Origin of the sequence: Streptomyces pristinaespiralis, assembly GCF_001278075.1 — a bacterium.
GTDB classification, from domain to species: Bacteria; Actinomycetota; Actinomycetes; order Streptomycetales; family Streptomycetaceae; genus Streptomyces; species Streptomyces pristinaespiralis.
In genome coordinates this window covers 953,180-973,144 of sequence record NZ_CP011340.1, presented here as the reverse complement: position 1 = coordinate 973,144, position 19,965 = coordinate 953,180, and the positions used below count along the sequence as shown (strand labels likewise).

The window sequence follows — 19,965 nt, the reverse complement described above, 5'->3', positions numbered from 1 at the left end:
GCCGCCGGGCGGACGCCCGTGGTGCTGCTGAACGCGGGCGTGCGCTTCCGCACGGGTCGCTACGGGGGCCCCGGCCACCGGCCCCGTCCCCTGCGCGTGGTGCGTGAGCGGACGGCGTTCGCGTGGCGAACCGGCACGCCCTTCGCGGTGGCACTCGTACCGCGGGACCTGCCGTGACCGGGTACGGCGGCCTGACGCGGCTCGTGCCGCCGCCGGCTGTGCCGGTCGACGCGCGCGGGGACTGGACCGCTGCCGAGAGCGCCTCGGGTGTGCGGCTGCCCGACGACTACAAGTGGTTGGTCGGCACCTACGGCTGGGGGGAGTTCTGCGATTTCCTCTACCTTCGGACGCCCTTCGGCACGAGCCCGCACAACGGCATCGAGTGGCAGCGCGGACACCTCTCCGGATCACCCGGCCGCGACCGGGAGCGCTACCCGTATCCGCTGCATCCGGCCGCGGGTGCGCTGCTGCTCTGGGGTGCCACGCCGGACGCCGACAGGCTCTGCTGGCTCACCGACGGGTCTGCGGAGGACTGGACCGTCGTGGTGTGGGACAGGGACGGCCGCTACGAGGCCCATCCCCTCGGGGCGGCCGCATTCATCGAGGGCTGGGTCGGTGGGCATGTCGGCTCCGGCCTTCTCGGAGACATGGAGCCGGACCTCGCGCCGTGGTTCAACGCCTTCCGTCGCCGCACCCACCGGTGTCTGCGCCTGTCGGAGGGCCCCTTGACGCACCCCGAACGCCTGCGCCTCCTCCGTGAGTCACTGGCCCCGACCTCCGACCGTGGCGCTTGGCGGTCGCAGACGGGCGAGCAGGGGCAGGACCACTTCGCGACCGTCGGGACCGACTGGCTGCTCACCTACGACATGTCCTGCCCTCACCAGGTCCGCGTCGACTTCCCGCCCGAGGACGCCGAGCAGGTCCGCCGGCGCCTCTTCGCCGCCGTGGAACTCATGGGATGTCAGGTCCTCGGGATCATGGCCGCGGACGGGAGGCCGTTGCCGGAATGGAGCACGGTCACGGACCCGTGATGGGATACGCCCATGAGCGAGTCGTCCCTGCGTGACCGTATAGAGCGGTACTACGCGACCGTCCCCCTGCTCTTCGCCGACGCCGAAGAGTTCGGGACCCTGCGCCTCTTCGTGCGAAAGGCGCCGGGCGCGCCCTACTACGGCGGCCCCTCCCACGCCCGCCCCGCCTCGACGAGCTCTGTCACCGCCTCCGTCGCCGACATCGCGCTCGTACGCGCCCGGCAGCGGGAACTCGGTGTGCCCGAAGCCTTCGAGTGGCTCGCGGAGGTGACGCCCGCCCTGCGCGGACGCATCGAGGAAGAGGGACTCCCGGTCGCGGAACGCCCGCTGATGGTCCTCGACGCACACCGGCCGCTGCCCGCCCCGCCCCTTCCCGCCGGTGTCACGATCCGTGCCGTGGACGCCGACGATCCCGCTCTGCCCGCGGTGCTCGCCCTGCCTGGACTGGCCTTCGCGGCAGAGGGGACGTCGATGGGGGAGGCGGGCCCGGCGGAGCTGGCGGCGGCGGCGGAAAAGCTCGTGGCCGACGGCACGCCGGCAACGATCCGCCCGTCACTTCGCGCGGGTCACAAGAGGCTGATCGCCGCTTTCGCCCCGGACGGCACTCCGCTGGCCGCAGGCCACTACCACGCGGCCGACGGCACCACCGAGATCGGCGGCATCGGCACCCTCCCCACCGCCCGCCGCCAGGGTCTCGGCGCGGCTGTCATGGCAGTCGCGGCCATGCATGCTCGCGACCACGGTGTACGCACGGTCTTCCTCGCCTACGCGCAGGAGACGGTGGCCCGCATCTACGCCCGCCTCGGGTTCCGCGCGGCCGGAACGACCCTGCTGATCGCGAACCAGCCGGCACGCGGGCAGTGAAGTCGGCCGCCTGAAGGTACGCACGCGGGCGGTGACGGCGGCCGCCTGAAGATACGCACACGGGCGGTGACGGCGGCCGCCTGAAAGGGACGGGGCGCCCGGCGGCCCCCACCGCGATCCGGTCCGGAACGACACGCGCTCGCGCCCGCGTCCATCACCTCACGCTGCTCCGTCACCCCGGGTCGGGTCCGGATCGGGCGCCGGACCCAGTCCTCCGCCCCCGTGCTGACGGGTCGTTTGCGCGTCCCCTTCAGCTTCCCGTTCAGCCTGATGATTGTTCAGCGGACGGAACACAGTACCGAAACCGATATATAGAAAGCGCTTGCGAGAGTTATTGACATGCCCACACCCTGCCGCCACTCTGGGTCGCACCATCAGCGGGTCCATCCGGAGACCTGGCTGAACCGGTTGACGTATTGGCCGACCGTCAGTCGTGGCGTACCTTCCTCCGCAGTTCTCGTACACGAACAACGTTCAGTGTGCGGAACAAGCTCGCTCGAGTCCGTGACGGTCTCCGCACTGCCACCCCCACCACCTCCGAGGTACCGCGGCCACGCCGCGAGCGGTGAAAGGAACGCCAAGTGAGCACACGGAACACCCATCGAAGAAGGCGCGGTCGCGCCGCCGCCTCCGTCGCTGCAGTCACCGCCCTGGTCGCCGGGGGCCTGACCGCGCTGTGGATGACCGGCACCGCGTCGGCCGCCGCGGCGGCCGGGTCGTACAGCCTGAAGAACGCCAACAGCGGACTGTGCCTGGCGGTGCCCGGAGCGAACACCTCCGCCGGCGTCCAACTCGTGCAGAACACCTGCAACGGGGCGGCCGCCCAGACCTGGAAGCTCGCGGTCTCCGGCAGCGGCTACACACTGACCGCCGCCCACAGCTCCAAGTGCGCCGGTGTGCGGGACGCCTCCACCAGTGCAGGCAAGCCGGTGGAGCAGCAGAGCTGCAGCAGCACGGCGACCCAGGTCTGGAAGCTGACGCAGGTCAGTGGCGACACCTATCAGGTCGTCAACGGCAACGGCGCCAAGTGCCTGAACGTCAAGGACAGTTCGAAGGCCGCCGGCGCCCTGGTCCAGCAGAATTCGTGCGACTCGGTGACCAGCAAGAAGTGGACCCTCACCGCGTCGGGCACGGTCCCCACGGACCCTCCCACGGACCCGACCGACCCTCCCACGGACCCGACCGACCCGCCCACCGACCCGACCGACCCTCCGGGATCCTGGCCGACGGCGAACGGCAGCCAGGCGGTGTCCTCCACCATCTCGGTCACCGGCACCTACGACGGTGGCATGAAGCGCCTGTACGGCAGCGGTGACCTGGGCAGCGACGGCCAGAGCGAGAGCCAGCCACCGATGCTCCGGCTCGCGGACGGCGCCACCCTGCAGAACGTCATTCTCGGCGCCCCCGCCGCGGACGGCGTGCACTGCGACGGCACCTGCACGCTCAAGAACGTCTGGTGGGAGGACGTCGGCGAGGACGCCGCGACCTTCCGCGGCAGCTCCTCCTCGACGGTCCGCACGGTCGAGGGCGGCGGAGCGAGGAAGGCGGCGGACAAGGTCTTCCAGCACAACGGCGCCGGCACCCTGATCATCAAGAACTTCCAGGTCCAGGACTTCGGGAAGCTGGTCCGCTCCTGCGGCAACTGCTCCACGCAGTACGCCCGGCACATCCAGGTCCTCGACACCGTGGTCACCGCTCCGGGCGACACCCTGGTCGGCATCAACACCAACTACGGGGACACGGCGCGGTTCTCCGGCATCACGATCCACGGGGATTCCGGCCGCGACATCGACATCTGCACGAAGTACAGAGGCACGACGAGCGGCGAGCCGACCAAGATCGGCACAGGAGCCGACGGCACGCACTGCCTCTACACCTCGTCGGACATCCGCTACGCCGACTGACCCCGGCGGTCCGCCGTCCCGGCCCGGGGTCCTCGGCACCCACGGCCCGAAGACCCCGGGCCGGCAACCGGACGAGCACGGCACGCACCGGAACACCCCAGCATTCAAAACCGAAACGTGAGGCGAGAATGAAACATCCAGTCGCACTACGACTCTCCGCCGCGCTGGCCACAGGCGCCCTCGCGGCCGCGGCCGGTGTGGCTCTGTCGACGCCGGAGGCGTCGGCGGCGACCGGCGGCGCCACCGGCTTTGCCACCCAGAACGGCGGGACCACCGGTGGTGCGGGCGGCCAGACGGTACGGGCCACCACGGGGACCGCGATCCACACGGCCCTGTGCAACCGGGCCAGCAGCAGCACCCCGATCACCATCCAGGTCGAGGGGACCATCAACCACGGCAACACCAGCAAGGTGTCGGGCGCCAGTTGCAACACCGCCGACGGCGTGATCGAGCTCAAGCAGATCAGCAACGTCACGATCGTCGGCGTCGGCGGCGGAGCCGTCTTCGACCAGGTGGGCATCCACATCCGTGAGGCCCGCAACATCATCATCCAGAACGTGACCGTCAAGAACGTCAAGAAGTCGGGCTCGCCCACCTCCAACGGCGGCGACGCCATCGGCATGGAGAGCGGCGTGCGCAACGTCTGGGTCGACCACACCACGCTGGAGGCGTCGGGCGGTGAGTCGGAGGGCTACGACGGCCTCTTCGACATGAAGGACAACACCCAGTACGTGACCTTGTCCTACAGCATCCTGCGCAACTCCGGCCGCGGCGGTCTCGTCGGCTCCAGCGAGAGCGACGTGTCCAACGGCTACGTCACCTACCACCACAACCTGTACGAGAACATCGACTCCCGTGCGCCCCTGCTGCGTGGCGGCATCGGCCACATGTACAACAACCACTACAAGAGCCTCAACGAGTCCGGCATCAACTCCCGCGCCGGGGCCCGCGCCAAGGTCGACAACAACTACTTCGAGGACTCCAAGGACGTCCTCGGCACCTTCTACACCGACGCGGCCGGCTACTGGCAGGTCGGCGGCAACATCTTCGACAACGTGACCTGGTCGAGCCCGGGCAGCGACAACAACCCCGCAGGACCGGACCCGAAGTCCAACACCACGGTCAGCATCCCGTACTCCTACAGCCTCGACGGCGCCAGTTGTGTGCCGGGAGTCGTGAGCCAGACGGCGGGCGCCAACAAGGGACTGCGGGTGTCGGACGGCAACTGCACGCCGCAGACGCCGGACCCGACCACCCCCGCCCCCACCCCGACGACCCCCGCGCCGGACCCGACCACGCCCGCGCCGACCCAGCCCAGCGGTACCAACCTCAGCCTCGGGGCCGGCTCCGACGGCACCAGCAAGGCCGACGGCACGAGCTACGGCAACGTGCGCGACGGTGACATGAACACCTACTGGTCGCCGGCCGGCTCGACCGGTTCCGTCTCGGTCAAGTGGGGCTCCGCCACCACGGTGTCGCAGATCAACATCCGGGAGGCCTCCGGCTCCGTGGGCAGCATCGGATCCTGGCGGGTCGTCAACCACGACACCGGCGCCGTGCTGACCTCCGGAAGCGGTGCGGGCCTCATCACCATCCCCCGGACCACTCTTCAGAAGATCACCTTCGAGATCACCGGCTCGACGGGCACGCCCCGGGTCGCCGAGTTCGAGACCTACGCCGGATAGCGGACGCTCCTCCGTCCGGCGGGTCCGGCCTCCCCGGACCCGCCGGACTGCCGCGTCCGCGCGAGGTGACCGCGAGAGACCTGACCGTGCCGACCCAGGTGCCTCGCGTCTGCACAGGCCCGATCGGGCCCCACCACCTGCGTGTTCGTGCCGGAGGAATGATCGAGCGCCTTACGGTTGGCTGATGCGACCTGTTCCCAGGTGGGCCCTGATCTCCTCGGGGTGTGCCCCTGTGGTGTTGGTCGGAGGCTGGACGGTCGCCGCACTGCTGCAGGGCCCTGCCTACGATCCCGCCACTCAGACGATCAGCGTTCTGGCGGCCTACGGGGCTGCGGGATTCTGGGTGATGACCGGAGCGCTCCTCACCCTGGGCCTCTGCCACCTGTTCACCGCCTGGGGGCTGCGAGCGGCCGCGCCGGCCGGGCGTCTGGCGCTGGGCGGCGGTGGAGTGGCGGCCTTCGGGGTGGTTCTGATCCCGGCTCCGAGCAGTGGGGGGTCCCTGCAGCACGGGTCGGTCGCCGTCGTGGGCTTCACACTCCTGGCGGTGTGGCCGGTGCTTGCCGCCGATCGCGGCGGAGCCGGACCGTGGGGACTACGGCTCCTGCCCTCCGTCGTGGCGACCGCATCGATAGGCATCGGTGCGGGCTGGTTCCTGATCGAGATGAACCGTGGCGGTGTCCCCGGCATCGCCGAACGCCTGGTGACGTGCATGCAGGCCATGTGGCCCTTGGTGGTCGTCGCTTCCTGCCTCTGGCACACCGACAACGACGACGAACCCTCCAAACGGACCGTGGCCGACAGCGGGACACGGCCGGGAGCCGACGAGGCCGGTCGCTGAGACCGCCTGACGAGGCCGGTCGCTGAGACTGCCTGACGAGGCCGGTCGCTGAGACCGCCTGACGAGGCCGGTTGCCGAGATTGCCGACCGGAGGACGCCGGCCGGCTTCCGGTGCGGCGCTCCGCGGCGCGTCAGGCGCCCCTGCCGCCCAGGAACCGTCGCAGCTCGGCCAGCGGCCACGTGTTGATGACGTCTTCCTTCGTCAGCCAGCCGCGCTGCGCCGTCGCCACCCCGTAGCGCATGTACGGCAGATGGGTGATGGCGTGCGAGTCCGAGTTCACGGCGAACTTCACGCCGTGCCGTCTCGCGCGCAGGATGTCCTCGTCGCACAGGTCGAGGCGCTCGGGATGCGCGTTGACCTCCAGAGCGGTGTCCGTCCGCGCGCAGGCGGCGAAGACGGCGTCGAAGTCGGCGTCGATGCCCGGGCGTTTGCCGATCCGGCGGGTCGTGGGATGGCCGATGACGGCGACGTGCGGGTTCTCGCAGGCGCGGATGAGACGCTGGGTGAGTTCCCGCCTGGTCTGGTTGAAGTGGGAGTGGACCGAGGCCACACAGATGTCGAATTCCGCCAGGAACTCGTCGGGCCAGTCCAGGGTGCCGTCCGGACCGATGTTGAGTTCCGTGCCGTGCAGCAGCCGCATCGTGTGGTGCGTGCCGTCGAGTGCGCGGACACGCTCGCGCTGGGCGAGGATCTTCTCCTTGGTCATGCGCTGCATGTACAGGTTGGGGGCGTGGTCGGTGACGGCGTAGTACGCGTAACCGCGGGCGGCAGCGGCGGCGACCATGTCCTCCAGCGGGGCCAGCCCGTCGGTGAAGTCGGTGTGCGTGTGCAGATCGCCGCGGATGTCCTTCTCCGTGAGGAGGACCGGGAGCTCGCCGCGCAGTCCGGCCGCGATCTCACCGCGGTCCTCGCGCAGCGTCGGCGGTATCCACGGCAGGCCGAGCCTGTCGTAGATCTCCTCCTCCGTCCCGGAGGTGATGCTCTCGCCGCTCTCGGCGTCGAAGAGCCCGTACTCGGACAGCTTGAGGCCCTGACGGACCGCGATCGCCCGCGTACGGATGTTGTGGGCCTTGGACCCGGTGAAGTACTGCAGCCCCGCACCCCAGGAGGCAGGGGGAAGGACCCGTAGATCCACCTGAAGCCCCGTGGTGGTGCGCACGGAGGTCTTCTTCTCCCCGCGTGCGATGACCTCGGCCGTGTGCGGAAGGGCTGTGAGGGCGTCCATGAACGGGGCCGACCGGCGTGCCGCCACCAGGATGTCGACGTCCCCGATGGTCTCCTTCATCCGGCGCAGGGACCCCGCGTACGAGCACCGGACGCAGCCGCGGATGTCCGAGAGCTCGGCGACGAGCTGTTCGGCGACGTCCATGGCGGCGCTGACGAGGATCCGGCCCTCACCGGCCTTCTGCAGCACCGAGATGCCGTGCAGGAGATTGCTCTCCGTCCGCTCTCCGAAGCCCTTCAGATCGCGCAGCCGTTCCTTGTGGATCGCGTCGAGCAACTGGTCCACGGAGGCGACTTCGAGCTCCTCGTACAGGACCATGGCCTTACGTGGCCCGAGCCCCGGGATCATGATCAGCTCCCGCACCCCGGCCGGCACGGACGCCCGGGCCTCCTCGACGACGGACATACGGCCGGTCCGCAGGTACTCCACGATCTTGTCGGCGACGGACCTGCCGACGTTCGGGATCTCGCGCAGCCCCTTGGCGTCGAGCTTCGAGACGTCTGTCGGAAAGCCTCCGACGGCGCGGGCGGCCTTCTCGTAGGCGCGCGCCTTGAACGCCTCCCCGCCGCGGATGGCGATGAGGTCGGCGTACTCCTGGAGCAGCGCCTCGACCTGGTCGTTGGCTCGGACCATGCCTCCAGGGTGCCCCCGCGGGCCCCCGCCGGGCACGCCGGGAGCCGGGGCCGGACCGCCGCGGCCGATCGATGATCACGCTGATCGCCCGGCAGGTCCTCGAGGGCCCGACGGAACCGCCACACGATGAGCAGCACCCGGCAGGCTGGAGGGCGACGGTGAGGGAGCGGGTGGCCGGACGTCTACGGCGTCCGGCCGGCGGGGCCGGCCGCGAAGGCCCCGCTTCCCCTCTGCTCGCCCACCGCGATCCGGGCCAGTTTCGTCAGCATCATCCCGTTGCGGACCGAGACGAGGTAGTCCACGGGGAGCCCGTGCATCCGGGTGCCGGGGCCCCGCAGGGGATGCCACTCGAGTAGGAAAAGGGTGCTCTCGGCCCAGGGGATCAGGTTCATGGCGATGCGGGCCGCACCGAAGGGGGCCGCCTTCGCCTCCAGTTCCAGGCGGCGTCGCGGCTCGCAGATGCGTACGACACAGGTGTCGTCGAGGACCAGAGGGCCGACGCCGACCCGGACCCGCAGGCGGGCGCCCACGTCCGGCCACTGCGGGTCGACGGCGAGGACCTGCTGCGTTCCCGAGACCCACTCCCCGTAGCGGTGGCCGTCGGACAGCAGGTCCCAGACCTTGGACGGCGAGCTCAGGATCAACCGGCGGTTCCGGGCCACACCGACCACGCTCCTTTGTTCACGGAGTCCGAAGCTAGGCACGTTCAACCGGACGGAATGCTCCGTCGGTGCCGTGCAGCCCCGGTTTTCACCGGAAAGCACCACTGCCGGAGCGGCGGGACGGAAGCCCGGGCGCCGAAGTGACGGTGATCATGGCGCACCTCCGAGGAGCCTCGCGTACCCGCCGTCAGCGTGGACTCCGGAGTGGCCCGCTGACGCTGACGCCCGCGGGTTCGCCCTGTGCGTCCCGGCCGGCGCCCTTGCGGGCCGTACGAGCGGCGAAGTCGGCGAACCAGGCGAGCAGTTCGAAGTGGGTGACGGAACCCTCGCTGCTGACGTCCGCCACGCGTGCGCCCTGCAGGATGCGCTTGACGGGTACTTCGAGCTTCTTGCCGGTCAGGGTCCGCGGCACGCCGGGAACCGGCACGATCACATCGGGCACATGCCGTGGGGACAGCCGGTGTCTGATGGACGTGGCGATCCGCTCGCGCAGACCGTCGTCGAGTGCCGAGCCGTCGCTGGGAACGACGAACAGGGGCATGAAGTAGCCGCCGTCCTCCTGCTCCACGCCGACGACGAGACTGTCCGCGACCTCGGCGAGCTGCTCGACGACTGCGTAGATGTCGGCCGACCCCATCCGTACGCCCATGCGGTTGAGGGTGGAGTCCGAGCGGCCCGAGACGACGACCGAGAGGTCCGCGTTGATCGTGACCCAGTCGCCGTGCCGCCAGACGCCCGGGTAGGTGGAGAAGTAGCTGTCGTGGTGGCGCGTGCCGTCGGGGTCGTCGACGAAGCGTAGCGGCATGGACGGCAGCGGGGCGGTCACCACCAGCTCACCCTGTTCGCCGCTGAGGGGTTCCCCGGCGTCGTCCCACGAGGCAAGCGCGACGCCGAGGGCGGGGCATTGGATCCGGCCGGCCCGGACCGGCAACAGCGGGGTGCCGCCGGCCAGTACGGAGCAGATGTCGGTGCCGCCGCAGATGGACTGGAGCCGGACCGCGGAGCCGAGACGGTCGTGGACCCAGCGCCACGTGCTCGGGGCCATGGCGGAACCGGTCTGGAGGACGGAGCGCAGCGCGCGGAGATCGATCCCGGCGGGGAAATGGGTGCCGGACTTCTCCACGGCCGCGAGGTAGGCGGCGCCCACACCGAACATCGTCGCCCGCGTTTGTTCGGCGACGCGCCAGGCGCCGTCGACGTCGGGGAAGGTGGGGCTGCCGTCGTAGAGGACGATCGTGCTGCCGTGCAGGAGGCCGCCGACGAGGAAGTTCCAGACCATCCAGCTCGTGGAGGTGAGGAACAGGTACCGGTCCTCAGGGCGCAGGTCGGCGCCGAGCCCGAGCGCCTTGAGCAGTTCCACCACGATGCCGCCGTGGCCCTGCACGATGCCCTTGGGCACACCGGTGGTGCCCGACGACCAGAGGATCCACAGCGGGTGGTCGAACGGCACGTCGGCGAAGACGAGCGGTTCCTCGGCGGGCGGCAGCACGGACCAGGCGTGCTGCTGGACGTCGGGCCGCGTGGACCACGCTCCGGTCGGCTCCGGGACGAGATGCTCGACGGCCAGGAGGTGCCGGACAGTCGGAAGGCCGTCCAGGAGCTCGGCGACCGCCGGACGCTTGTCGTGGTCCTTGCCCCCGTGACGGTAGCCGTCCGCCGCCACCAGGACCGACGGACGGGCCTGTCCGAACCTGGCGAGCACACTGGGCGTGCCGAAGTCGGGTGAGCAGGCCGTCCATACGGCGCCGACGGCGGCGGTGGCCAGGAGCGCCACAACCGCCTGGGGGAGATTGGTCAGGTATCCGGCGACGCAGTCACCGGGCCCCACTCCCATCCGTCGCAGAGCCGCCGCGACGTCCGTGACCTCGCGGCGCAACTGCTCCCACGAGATCTCGACGGGCGTGCCGCCCTCCGTCACGGCGACCAGCGCCGGACGCGCATCCGTGGCCCGGGCCAGGCAGCGCTCGGCGAAGTTCAGCCGTGCGCCGGGAAACCAGGAGGCGTCCGGCATCGACGCGTCGGCCAGTACCGCGTCGTAGCGTGTGACGGCGTCGAGGCCGTAGAACTCCCACACCGCCGACCAGAATCCGGGAAGGTCGGTGGAGCTCCACCGCCACAGCTCGGCGTAGCCGGCGAAGCGCAGCCCCCGGACCTCCTCCAGCCACGTCATGAAGCGCGCGACGTTGGAGTCCTCCAGCTCGCGGCGACCGGGTGACCACAACAGGTCGGTGTCCGTATTCATCATTGCCTTTCCGGGTGCTGCGTGACGGGAGGGCGGCATGCGGCCCTATGAGGCGGGCTCCGGCGTCGTACGGCACCAGCCGTGCTCGAGTGCCTCGACGAGTTCCTCTGCCCGGGGCCAAGGGCCGTGGCCCGAGGCGGGGTTGAGGTGTCCGACGTCGCCGACTTCCACGAAGCGGCTTCCCCAGCTCCGGGCCAGTTCCGCGACGCGGTCCAGGGAGCCGAGAGGATCGGTCGAACTGGCCGCGACGATGCTGGGGAAGGGGAGGGGACCGCGGGGCACCGGGGCCCACCCGGACTTCTCCAGCTCGCCCGGGGTGGGGTAGCCGACCGGGAGGGGGGTGTCGAAGTCCGGGGGAGCGGCCAGCAGGGCGCCCCGGACGTCGGCGTCGTGCTTCTGGGCCCACTGCACCGTGGTCAAGCAGCCCGCGCTGTGAGCGACCAGCAGGACCGGTCCGGTGGTCCGCGCGATCACGTCGACCAGGTTGGCGACGTGGGCGTCGCGGCTGAGACGGTTCCCCGTCAGCGGCGGAACGGTGCACACGGTGCGGCCGGCTTCGGTGAGCCGCTGGGCCAGCAGGGTCTGCCAGTGGTCCTCGACATGGTCGCGCATGCCGGGGACGATCACGACCGTGGGCCGTGTGGTCGGGCTCATGTGGACACCTCCGATGGTTCCTTGTGCTCCGCCGGGGCGGGGCCGGTGAGACGGCGTAGATCGCGTTCGTACCAGCGGCGGCCGACCAGGAAGGCCACCGTGGCCCCGACCGCCACGAGTGGGACGAGCTGCAGTGCGCGGAGCAGGCCGAGTCGGTCCGCCAGGACCCCCGTGACGGCGGGGCCGGGGGCGAGTCCGAGCAGGCTCTGGGCCAGCGTGAGGGTGGCGAACGCTGTCGCGGCGACGGCCGCGGGCGTCAGGTTCGCCACCATGGCGGCCCCGGGCCCGGCCGTTCCCGCGCACAGCAGGGCCCCCAGCGCCAGTACCAGCAGCTGCGCCGGGCCGGAAGGCAGGCGGAACGTGAGCATCAGAAGGATGAGGGATCCCATGCTGCAGCTGATGGCGACAGCCCACTTCCGGACGGGGAACCGCCGGCTGAGCCTGTCCGACGCGATCCCGCCGAGGATCATGCCGACTCCGATAACCAGGGCGAAGAGACCGGCGGTCGCCCCGGCCTTCGCGGGTGGCATGTCGTAGTAGCGGTTGAAGTAGCTGGGCAGCCAGGCGATGAGCGAGCCCGCGACGAACAGCTGCAGACCGCTACCGATGTAGGCGCTGACCACGGAAACGGAGGAGAACAGGCGGGGCAGAAGACTCTTGAGCCGACCGCGTGAGCCGCTGCTGTCGCCGGCGTCGTCCGACTGCCCCTGCGGCTTCAGTTTCCTCTCCTTGACCACGACCGCGTAGATCAGGGCGAGCACCAGCCCGAAGACGCCCATCACGCCGAACGCCCAACGCCAGCCGAACTGCTGGGCGACGGCTCCACCGATCGCCACTCCCAGGACCGAGCCGAAGGCACCTCCCGCGATGAAGGCACCGGAGAGGGTGGCCCGCATGGCGACGGGGAAGATGCTCAGCACGACGGCGATGCCGACGCTTCCGTAGGCCGCCTCACCTATGCCGACCAGGAGCCGGCCGAGGAACATCTGGCCGTAGGTCGCTGCCACCGCGCACCCCAGGGTCGCCAGGCTCCACATCGTCGCGGCGATGACGAGGGACCTCACCCGGCCCCAGCGGTCCGCGACCAGCGAGAGGGGGAAGGTGAGGAGGCCGACCATCAGCGCCACGATGCCGCTGAGCGAACCCAGTCGTGCGTCGGACAGGAGCCATTCGGCTTTCAGCATCGGGAAAACGGCGTTGAGCACCTGCCTGGACATGTAATCGGACAGCAGGAGCCCGAAGCTCAGCGCGAAAACCACCCAGGCGTAGCGCCGGGACACGGGCCACCCCGAGGGGGCAGTGGCTCCCGGGACGGAGTCCGCAGTGGTGTGAAACCCCATTGTCATCACCTCGACTGCTTCTGAAGGGAAGGGTCAGAACGGTCTGTCGCCGACGATTCCCGCGCGCTCCATCTTGCGGACGGCGGGCCAGTAGTCCTGGACGGCGTAGTGCTGGGTGGAGCGGTTGTCCCAGATGGCCACGCTGTTCTTCCGCCAGCGGAAGCGGACCTGGTACTCGGGGACCGCGGCCTGGCTGATCAGGTAGTTCAGCAGGAGGCCCGACCCGGGCGCGTAGTCCTGGCCGAAGCGGACGTTCCGCGGCGTGTGGTAGTTGACGAAGTGCGTCGTGAAGGCGTTGACGAAGAGGATCTTCTCGCCGGTCTCGGGGTGGGTGCGGACCACCGGGTGTTCGGCGTCCGGGAACTGTGCCTTCAGCGCGTGGCGTTTCTCCTCGGGCAGGACGGCGCCGAAGGTCGCCTCGATGCTGTGCCGGGCGCGCAGGTCCTCGATCTGCGTCCTGATGTGCTCCGGCAGGCGGTTGTACGCCTGGGCCATGTCGACCCAGATCGTGTCGCCGCCCACCGGGGGTGACTCGACGCAGCGCAGCACGGCTCCCATGGAGGGGTTCTCGCGCCAGGTGCCGTCGGTGTGGAGGGCGTTCTCGTAGTGCTCGGCGGGACTGTCCAGGTCCTTGTAGATACGGACCAGACCCGGGTGGTCGGGGTCGCTTCCGGCGACGGGGTGGTCTTCCAGCTCACCGAAGCGCCTGGCGAAGGCGACGTGTTCGGCGCGGCTGATGTCCTGGTCCCGCAGGAAGAGGACCTTGTACCGCAGCAACAGGCCCTTGATCTCGGTGAACAGGTCGTCGTCACGGGCGGCGTCGGCGAGGCTCACGCCGGAGATCTCGGCGCCGAGGGTGCAGGTCAGCGGCTCGACCTCGATCGAGCCGCGGAGCACACCCGGGCGCACCTGGGCGGGCGCGGGCTCGCCGGGGCGGAGGGTATGGGGCATGGTGCACACTCCTGGGATGAAGGTCACTCCTGGGATGGGGTCGGTCCCGGGGCGGAAGCCGGTACGGGGAGGCAGGTCCGTCCCGGGGACCTGGGGGGCTCAGACGAGGAAGACGGAGGAGCCCGTGGTTCGTCCCGCCTCCAGATCGCGATGTGCCTGTGCCGCGTCCTCGAGCGAGTAGCGCTGGTTGATCTCGATCTTGATGCGTCCGGCAGCGACGTGGCCGAACAGTTCGCCTGCCAGGGCGTCCCGCTCCGCGGGGTCGGCGATGTAGTCCGCCAGCGCGGGGCGGGTGACGAACAGGGAGCCGCTGAGGGCGAGTTGCATGGCGTCGATCGGCGGCACGGGGCCGGAGGCGGTGCCGAAGCAGACCAGCAGACCGCGGCGCCGGAGCGAGGCCAGCGAGCCGGCGAAGGTGTCCTTGCCGACGCTGTCGAAGACGACCGGCACTCCCGCGCCGTCGGTCAGTTCCCGTACCCGCTCGGCCACGTTCTCGCGCCGGTAGTAGACGATGTGCTCGCACCCGTGGGCCCTGGCGACCTCTGCCTTCTCCTCGCTGGAGACCGTTCCGATCACGTTGACGCCCAGCAGCCTGGCCCACTGCGAGACGATCAGGCCGACGCCCCCCGCCGCCGCGTGGAGCAGCACCGTGTCACCCGCCTTCAACGGGTGGATCCGGCGCAGCAGGTAGGACGCGGTGAGCCCGCGCATGGTCATCGCGGCGGCGGTCTCGCAGCTGATCTCGTCAGGCAGCTTGATCAGATGGGAGGCGGGCATGACCCGCTCCGTGGAGTAGGCGCCCAGCGGGCTGCCGGTGTAGGTCACGCGATCGCCCTCGGCGACGTGTGTGACGCCCTCACCGACGGCTTCGACCACGCCGGACGCCTCGACGCCGATGCCGTCGGGCAGTCGGACCGGGTAGAGGCCGGTACGGAAGTACGTGTCGGCGAAGTTGAGGCCGACGGCGACATGACGGATGCGTACCTCGCCCGGACCAGGGCCGCCGACGGTGACCTCCTCCCATGTCAGGACGTCAGGGCCACCGGTTTCACTGAAGCGGACGGCGTGTGCCACGTGGTTGCTCCGATTGCTCGTGTGTGGGGACTCGTGTCCGGCGGGCGGTTGCCGGGTCAGCTTTTGAGCTCGCGCAGCATGAAGCCGCGCCGGCCGGGCACGCGGTTCGGGACCATGCCGAGGCGGTCGATGGTCTCGTCGGCGTCGGCGTAGTACTCGCCGATCTTGTAGATCTCCTTGGCCTCCGGGCCGGTCGCGATGTCGCGTCCGAGGGTGTCCGCGATCCGGACCATCTGCTCGACCTGCTCGACGGAGGACATCCGCTCGCCCTTGCGCCGCCAGAGGTTGTCCTCGTTGCCCACCCGGACGTGCACGCCCAGGGCGATGGCGATCGCGTTCATCGGCGCCACGGCGCGCATGGAACTCTCGATGGTCAGGACCGCGCCGTCCGGTACGCGGCGGATGAACTCGATCAGGTCGGAGGGGTGCCGCCCGGCGAAACCGCCGCCGATCGCGACGTAGTTGAGGACCAAGGGGCCGGTGTGGACTCCGGCGCGGACGAGTCGCTCGACGGTCTCCAGCTGGGCCATGGTGGCGAGTTGGAAGTGCGGCTGGATACCGCTCTCCTTCAAGCGCTTGAGGTGCTCGAGGTAGAAGTCCGGGCCGGCCTCGACGACCATGTCCCGGTAGGCCCGGTAGTACTCCGGCTTCGCGATCGAGGTGCCCTCCAGGTCGTCGTCGGTCATGATCTCGACGATGTTCATCTGGCTGGTGTTGATCGCGATGGTCACCTGGTCAGGCGCCGGCGTGACGTCGGCCAGAAGGTGCCGGGTGTCGTAGGAGAGCCACTTGGCGTCGCCGCCCTCGCCCTCGGGGGCGAAGGAGATCGAGCCACCGATCTGCAGGACCATGTCCGGCACTGCCTCGCGCAGTCGGCCCATCAACTCGTTGAACATGGACATCCGCTTGGAGCCCTTGCCGTCGAGCTCGCGCACATGGATGTGGAGCACCGTGGCGCCGGCGTTGTAGCAGTCGACGGCCGCTTGGACGTGCTCGTCCATGGTCAGGGGAAGGTCGTCGGCGTCGCCGGGAAGCCACTCAGGCCCGTACGGGGCGGCCTGGATGACAAGCTTCTCCTGGTTCTCGGGGAAGAGTGAGTCGTCGTGGAAATGCACGGGCCTTCTCCTTCGTGTACGGATGATCACTCACCGTGTCCGCCGGTGTCCGCGATGTCGCAGGACTCGGACGGCAGGTGCCGAAGTGGGTCGGGGAGGACTTCGAGAACGTCGGGCGCACAGACCCGGTCGCGATCGGCCGGCCCGGAGGGGAGCGCGCTGCGTGGGAGCGGCCCGGCTCCCCTCCGGGGGTCGACCACCTTGTGTGCGGTGCAGCCAAGGTAGAGCCGGGTGACTCCGGTTGCTTGACCTGTGGTGACGGGCGACTTGTCATTTGGGGACAGCTGGGCACCGGCGGCGCCTCGGCCCCGGGCCCGGCGGCCGAGGCGTTTGGCCGTGCGACGTCTTGCTGCGGGCGTCAGCCCCGGCCCGGGCCCTGCTCGCCCTTCTGCTTGCGCCACGCCCTCGGGCTGCACCCGAACTGCTCGCGGAACCACCGGGAGAACGCGCTCAAGGACGAGAAGCCCAGGAGATCGGAGATCTCCGTCAGCGAGCGGCGGGGACTGGCCACGACCTGCTCCGCGAGCCGCATCCGCGTCGCGTTGAGGAGCGACGAGAACGTCTCGTCCGAGTGGGCCAGGTGACGGTGGACGGTGCGCCGGTCGACACCGAGGCTGCGGGCGACCTGCTCGATCGAGCAGCGGCCGGTCGGCAGCAACGCCTCGATGAGCTCGCGCACCCGGTCGACCACAGAGGTGTCCCGGGGAGCGGCGGCGATGGCGTCGAAGTACTGCCGGGCGTAGTTACGGAGTTGCGGGTCCGCCATGGCGTTGGGGGCGTCGAGGTCGTCGGCGTAGAAGACCATGCCGTTGAACTCGCGGTCGAACTCGAGACCGGGGCCGAACAGGCGGCGGTACCGGCCGGGGTCCGCCGGAGCGCCGTGGGCGAACCACACGGAGAGCGGTTGCCACCGCGTGTCGAGGAAGCCCCGGAGAATGCGGGTGAAGGCACCCACGGCCAGTTCCGTGGCCTGCCGGGCCGGCATCGTGTCGCCGAGCTGGAGGTCCACCTTGAGGGTGGCCAGGCCGTTCCGCTCGGACAGCCGCGTGTGCAGGAGTTCGTTGTACATGTGCTCGTGCCGGAGCAGCAGCCCCAGCGCACTGCGTACGTCGGGCTCCTCACGGACGACCAGGCTGATGGGGCCGAGGTTGGAGAAGCGGCGGAGCTCCGCCATGCGCAGTCCGAAGTCGTCGTGGTGCGATGCGGTCGCGGAGAGTTCCAGGAGCTGGACCGCGGCCGGGCCGGAGATCCATCGGTCCTGGACGGCGAGGTCCGCAGTGTCCAGACCCACGCGCTTCATCAGCGCGTGCGGGTCGACGCCCAGGGAGCGGCTCAGCTCGACGTAGCCGTTCAGCGCTGCGGTACGGACAAGGGGCCTCATGGCGCACTCCAGGTATTCGGTCCCGAGAAGCTAAGTTTTCCGTCCCGTAGCGTCAAGCGGGGCAGGTGCGCGGGTCCTAGCATCCCCCTCAGCGTCGGATGCCTCGGCGTCGCCGGCGCTGTGCCGACGGCTGAGCCGGACAGAAGGAGACTGCCGACATGACCAATCTCGCCGCATTCCTGGTGAACTCCGCGGCGGCCTGCCGCGATCAGATCGCCGTACGTCACGACGACACGACCCTGACCTACGCCGAACTGGACGCCTCGAGTGCCAGGTTCGCCGCGGTGCTGCGGGAGCGCGGTCTGCAGCCGGGAGACCGCGTCGCCATGACCATGCCGAACGTGCCGCTGTTCCCCGTCGTCTACTACGGGATCCTCAGGGCCGGGGGTGTTGTCGTGCCGATGAACCCCCTGCTGAAGGCCCGCGAGGTGGCCTACGTCCTGCGCGACTGCGATACCCGCGTCGCGGTGACGTTCCCGCTGTTCGCCGAGGAGGTGGCGAAGGCCGCGGCCGAGGTGGGGGCCGAGTGCCTGGTGACGGAACCCTCGGCGTTCCACGACCTGCTGATGGCTGTCGAACCGCTGTCCGGCATCGTCGACCGGGCGGACGACGACCCCGCGCTGATCCTCTACACCTCGGGCACCACCGGCATGCCCAAAGGCGCCGAGCTGACGCACCGCAACCTGGTCTCGAACACGGCCACCACCGCCGAGACGCTGTTGCACGTCGGCCCCGACGACGTCCTGTTCGGCGGCCTGCCGCTCTTCCATGCGTTCGGGCAGACCTGCGCGCTCAACACGGCCGTGGCCGCGGGGGCGACGCTGACCCTGCTGCCGCGGTTCGATCCGCAGCGGGCGCTGGAGATCGTGCACCGTGACGGGGTCACCGTCTTCCTCGGTGTCCCGACGATGTACTCGGCGTTGCTCCACGTCGAGCTCCCCGACGGCTTCGACGCCTCCCGGCTGCGCGTGGCCGTCTCGGGCGGCGCCGCGATCCCCGTCGAGGTGCTGCACGGATTCGAGCGGCGCTTCGGCGCCACCGTGCTGGAGGGTTACGGCCTCTCCGAGACCTCACCGGTGGCCTCCTTCAACCATCCGGACCGCCCGCGCAAGGCCGGCTCCATCGGGATGCCGATCCGCGGAGTCGAGATGAAGCTCGTCGCCGAGGACGGTTCCGAGGTAGGTCCGGGCGAGGTCGGCGAGATCGTGATCCGCGGCGAGAACGTGATGAAGGGCTACTTCCATCGCCCGGAGGCAACCGCTGAGGCGGTCCGCGACGGATGGTTCCACAGCGGCGACCTGGCCCGCGCCGACGAGGAGGGCTTCTACTTCATCGTCGATCGCAAGAAGGACCTGATCATCCGCGGCGGATACAACGTGTATCCACGCGAGATCGAGGAGGTCCTGTACGAGCACCCCGCTGTCGCCGAAGCCGCGGTCGTCGGCGTGCCCCACAAGGCGCACGGAGAGGAGATCGCCGCGGTGATCGCCCTCCGCGGCGGCGCCGACGCGACGGCCGAGCAGATCCGCGACTACGTCAAGGAGCGGGTGGCGGCGTACAAGTACCCGAGGATCGTGACCTTCACCGCCGAGCTCCCCAAGGGCCCCACCGGCAAGATCCTCAAGCGCGAGATCGTCGTCCCCGCCCCCTGAGGCCGCTCCGCATCCGCCGCAGGACGTGGGGCCGAGGCCCCGGGGCCATGGCTGCTCCTGGCGGCATTCCCGCACTCCGAAGTCGCCTCTGCGACCTGCTCGCGGATCGGAGCCGGATCAGCCTGACCAAGCGTCAGGAAAGTCGGCAGCGGGTCGGTGTGAGCCCTGGAACACCCGAGCACGGCTGACCGTACATGCGAATCGTTGTAGGCTCCGAAGACCGCCCTTGACCTGCAAGAAGCAGGCAGGGAGCTGACGAATCGGGAGTTTGGCCATGCTGCGCACCATGTTCAAGTCCAAGATCCACCGGGCCACGGTCACCCAGGCCGACCTGCACTACGTCGGGTCCGTGACCGTCGACCGCGACCTCATGGACGCCGCCGACCTGCTGCCCGGTGAGCTGGTCCACATCGTCGACATCACCAACGGCGCGCGCCTTGAGACCTACGTCATCGAGGGGCAGCGCGGCTCCGGTGTGATCGGGATCAACGGGGCCGCCGCGCACCTGGTGCACCCCGGCGACCTGGTGATCCTCATCAGCTACGCACAGGTGGAGGACGCCGAGGCCCGCACCCTGGTGCCCAGCGTCGTCCACGTCGACGCGGACAACCGGATCGTGGCGCTCGGCTCCGACGCCTCCGAGCCCGTACCCGGCAGCGACACCTCGCGCAGCCCGCAGGCGGCCTCCGCGCTCTGAGCCGTGCACGCGGGCG

15 protein-coding genes and 2 pseudogenes are annotated in these 19,965 nt (G+C 70.0%); 8 read left to right on the top strand and 9 right to left on the bottom strand.

The window, feature by feature from the left end:
- The first annotated feature begins 173 nt into the window (after positions 1-173).
- The 6 genes and pseudogenes from SPRI_RS03960 to SPRI_RS03940 all read left to right on the top strand — a co-directional run bounded on the left by SPRI_RS03960 (position 174) and on the right by SPRI_RS03940 (position 6,322).
- Positions 174-1,031: an SMI1/KNR4 family protein gene (locus SPRI_RS03960; RefSeq protein ID WP_106428384.1), complete on the top strand. Its 858-nt coding sequence runs from the start codon at positions 174-176 to the stop codon at positions 1,029-1,031.
- A 12-nt stretch (positions 1,032-1,043) separates the two neighbouring features.
- Positions 1,044-1,895 carry a GNAT family N-acetyltransferase gene (locus SPRI_RS03955; protein WP_005308544.1) on the top strand — a complete coding sequence of 284 codons (852 nt, stop codon included), beginning with the start codon at positions 1,044-1,046 and terminating at the stop codon, positions 1,893-1,895.
- Between the two features lie 680 nt (positions 1,896-2,575).
- A pseudogene (locus SPRI_RS39130) lies at positions 2,576-3,013 on the top strand (RICIN domain-containing protein); the annotation flags it as partial.
- 99 nt (positions 3,014-3,112) lie between these two features.
- Positions 3,113-3,799, top strand: a pseudogene (locus SPRI_RS39125) (pectate lyase); the annotation flags it as partial.
- A 128-nt stretch (positions 3,800-3,927) separates the two neighbouring features.
- Positions 3,928-5,484: a pectate lyase family protein gene (locus SPRI_RS03945; protein WP_005308540.1), complete on the top strand. Its 1,557-nt coding sequence runs from the start codon at positions 3,928-3,930 to the stop codon at positions 5,482-5,484.
- Positions 5,485-5,668: 184 nt separating this feature from the next.
- Positions 5,669-6,322, top strand: a complete 654-nt coding sequence (locus SPRI_RS03940; protein WP_050791406.1) for a DUF998 domain-containing protein — start codon at positions 5,669-5,671, stop codon at positions 6,320-6,322.
- A gap of 131 nt (positions 6,323-6,453) precedes the next feature.
- Here SPRI_RS03940 and polX read toward each other — a convergent pair whose 3' ends face one another.
- The 9 genes from polX to SPRI_RS03895 all read right to left on the bottom strand — a co-directional run bounded on the left by polX (position 6,454) and on the right by SPRI_RS03895 (position 17,600).
- Positions 6,454-8,181: a DNA polymerase/3'-5' exonuclease PolX gene (gene polX / locus SPRI_RS03935; protein ID WP_005308536.1), complete on the bottom strand. Its 1,728-nt coding sequence runs from the start codon at positions 8,179-8,181 to the stop codon at positions 6,454-6,456.
- A gap of 182 nt (positions 8,182-8,363) precedes the next feature.
- Entirely contained in the window at positions 8,364-8,843 is a 480-nt protein-coding gene (locus tag SPRI_RS03930) for an SRPBCC family protein (RefSeq protein ID WP_005308534.1), read from the bottom strand.
- A gap of 187 nt (positions 8,844-9,030) precedes the next feature.
- On the bottom strand, positions 9,031-11,085 hold the full coding sequence (locus SPRI_RS03925) for an acetoacetate--CoA ligase (protein WP_078535460.1): 2,055 nt from the start codon (positions 11,083-11,085) through the stop codon (positions 9,031-9,033).
- A gap of 45 nt (positions 11,086-11,130) precedes the next feature.
- On the bottom strand, positions 11,131-11,739 hold the full coding sequence (locus SPRI_RS03920) for an RBBP9/YdeN family alpha/beta hydrolase (RefSeq protein WP_005308530.1): 609 nt from the start codon (positions 11,737-11,739) through the stop codon (positions 11,131-11,133).
- Positions 11,736-13,019: an MFS transporter gene (locus SPRI_RS03915; RefSeq protein WP_234020318.1), complete on the bottom strand. Its 1,284-nt coding sequence runs from the start codon at positions 13,017-13,019 to the stop codon at positions 11,736-11,738. The genes SPRI_RS03920 and SPRI_RS03915 overlap by 4 nt, the downstream gene beginning before the upstream one ends.
- Before the next feature lie 93 nt (positions 13,020-13,112).
- Entirely contained in the window at positions 13,113-14,030 is a 918-nt protein-coding gene (locus SPRI_RS03910) for a TauD/TfdA dioxygenase family protein (RefSeq protein WP_005308526.1), read from the bottom strand.
- 99 nt (positions 14,031-14,129) lie between these two features.
- Entirely contained in the window at positions 14,130-15,104 is a 975-nt protein-coding gene (locus tag SPRI_RS03905; RefSeq protein WP_005308524.1) for a quinone oxidoreductase family protein, read from the bottom strand.
- Positions 15,105-15,160: 56 nt separating this feature from the next.
- Complete coding sequence (locus SPRI_RS03900; RefSeq protein ID WP_005308522.1) at positions 15,161-16,219, bottom strand: beta-keto acid cleavage family enzyme; 1,059 nt, start codon at positions 16,217-16,219, stop codon at positions 15,161-15,163.
- Between the two features lie 358 nt (positions 16,220-16,577).
- The gene (locus tag SPRI_RS03895; RefSeq protein WP_005308519.1) at positions 16,578-17,600 is read right to left on the bottom strand and encodes an AraC family transcriptional regulator; all 1,023 of its coding nucleotides are present in this window, start codon (positions 17,598-17,600) and stop codon (positions 16,578-16,580) included.
- 158 nt (positions 17,601-17,758) lie between these two features.
- On the opposite strand from SPRI_RS03895, the gene SPRI_RS03890 reads away from it, so the two are divergent.
- Both SPRI_RS03890 and panD read left to right on the top strand, forming a co-directional pair.
- Entirely contained in the window at positions 17,759-19,252 is a 1,494-nt protein-coding gene (locus tag SPRI_RS03890; protein ID WP_005308517.1) for a long-chain-fatty-acid--CoA ligase, read from the top strand.
- 274 nt (positions 19,253-19,526) lie between these two features.
- Complete coding sequence (gene panD, locus SPRI_RS03885) at positions 19,527-19,949, top strand: aspartate 1-decarboxylase (protein WP_005308515.1); 423 nt, start codon at positions 19,527-19,529, stop codon at positions 19,947-19,949.
- Positions 19,950-19,965 lie beyond the last annotated feature (16 nt).

What these genes read in the sequence shown, in the direction of transcription:
- SPRI_RS03955 (WP_005308544.1), top strand. Translation starts at nt 1,044, where the DNA reads ATGAGCGAGTCGTCCCTGCGTGACCGTATAGAGCGGTACTACGCGACC.
- SPRI_RS03945 (WP_005308540.1), top strand. Translation starts at nt 3,928, where the DNA reads ATGAAACATCCAGTCGCACTACGACTCTCCGCCGCGCTGGCCACAGGC.
- SPRI_RS03940 (WP_050791406.1), top strand. Translation starts at nt 5,669, where the DNA reads ATGCGACCTGTTCCCAGGTGGGCCCTGATCTCCTCGGGGTGTGCCCCT.
- polX (WP_005308536.1), bottom strand. Translation starts at nt 8,181, where the DNA reads ATGGTCCGAGCCAACGACCAGGTCGAGGCGCTGCTCCAGGAGTACGCC.
- SPRI_RS03925 (WP_078535460.1), bottom strand. Translation starts at nt 11,085, where the DNA reads ATGAATACGGACACCGACCTGTTGTGGTCACCCGGTCGCCGCGAGCTG.
- SPRI_RS03920 (WP_005308530.1), bottom strand. Translation starts at nt 11,739, where the DNA reads ATGAGCCCGACCACACGGCCCACGGTCGTGATCGTCCCCGGCATGCGC.
- SPRI_RS03910 (WP_005308526.1), bottom strand. Translation starts at nt 14,030, where the DNA reads ATGCCCCATACCCTCCGCCCCGGCGAGCCCGCGCCCGCCCAGGTGCGC.
- SPRI_RS03895 (WP_005308519.1), bottom strand. Translation starts at nt 17,600, where the DNA reads ATGAGGCCCCTTGTCCGTACCGCAGCGCTGAACGGCTACGTCGAGCTG.
- SPRI_RS03890 (WP_005308517.1), top strand. Translation starts at nt 17,759, where the DNA reads ATGACCAATCTCGCCGCATTCCTGGTGAACTCCGCGGCGGCCTGCCGC.
- panD (WP_005308515.1), top strand. Translation starts at nt 19,527, where the DNA reads ATGCTGCGCACCATGTTCAAGTCCAAGATCCACCGGGCCACGGTCACC.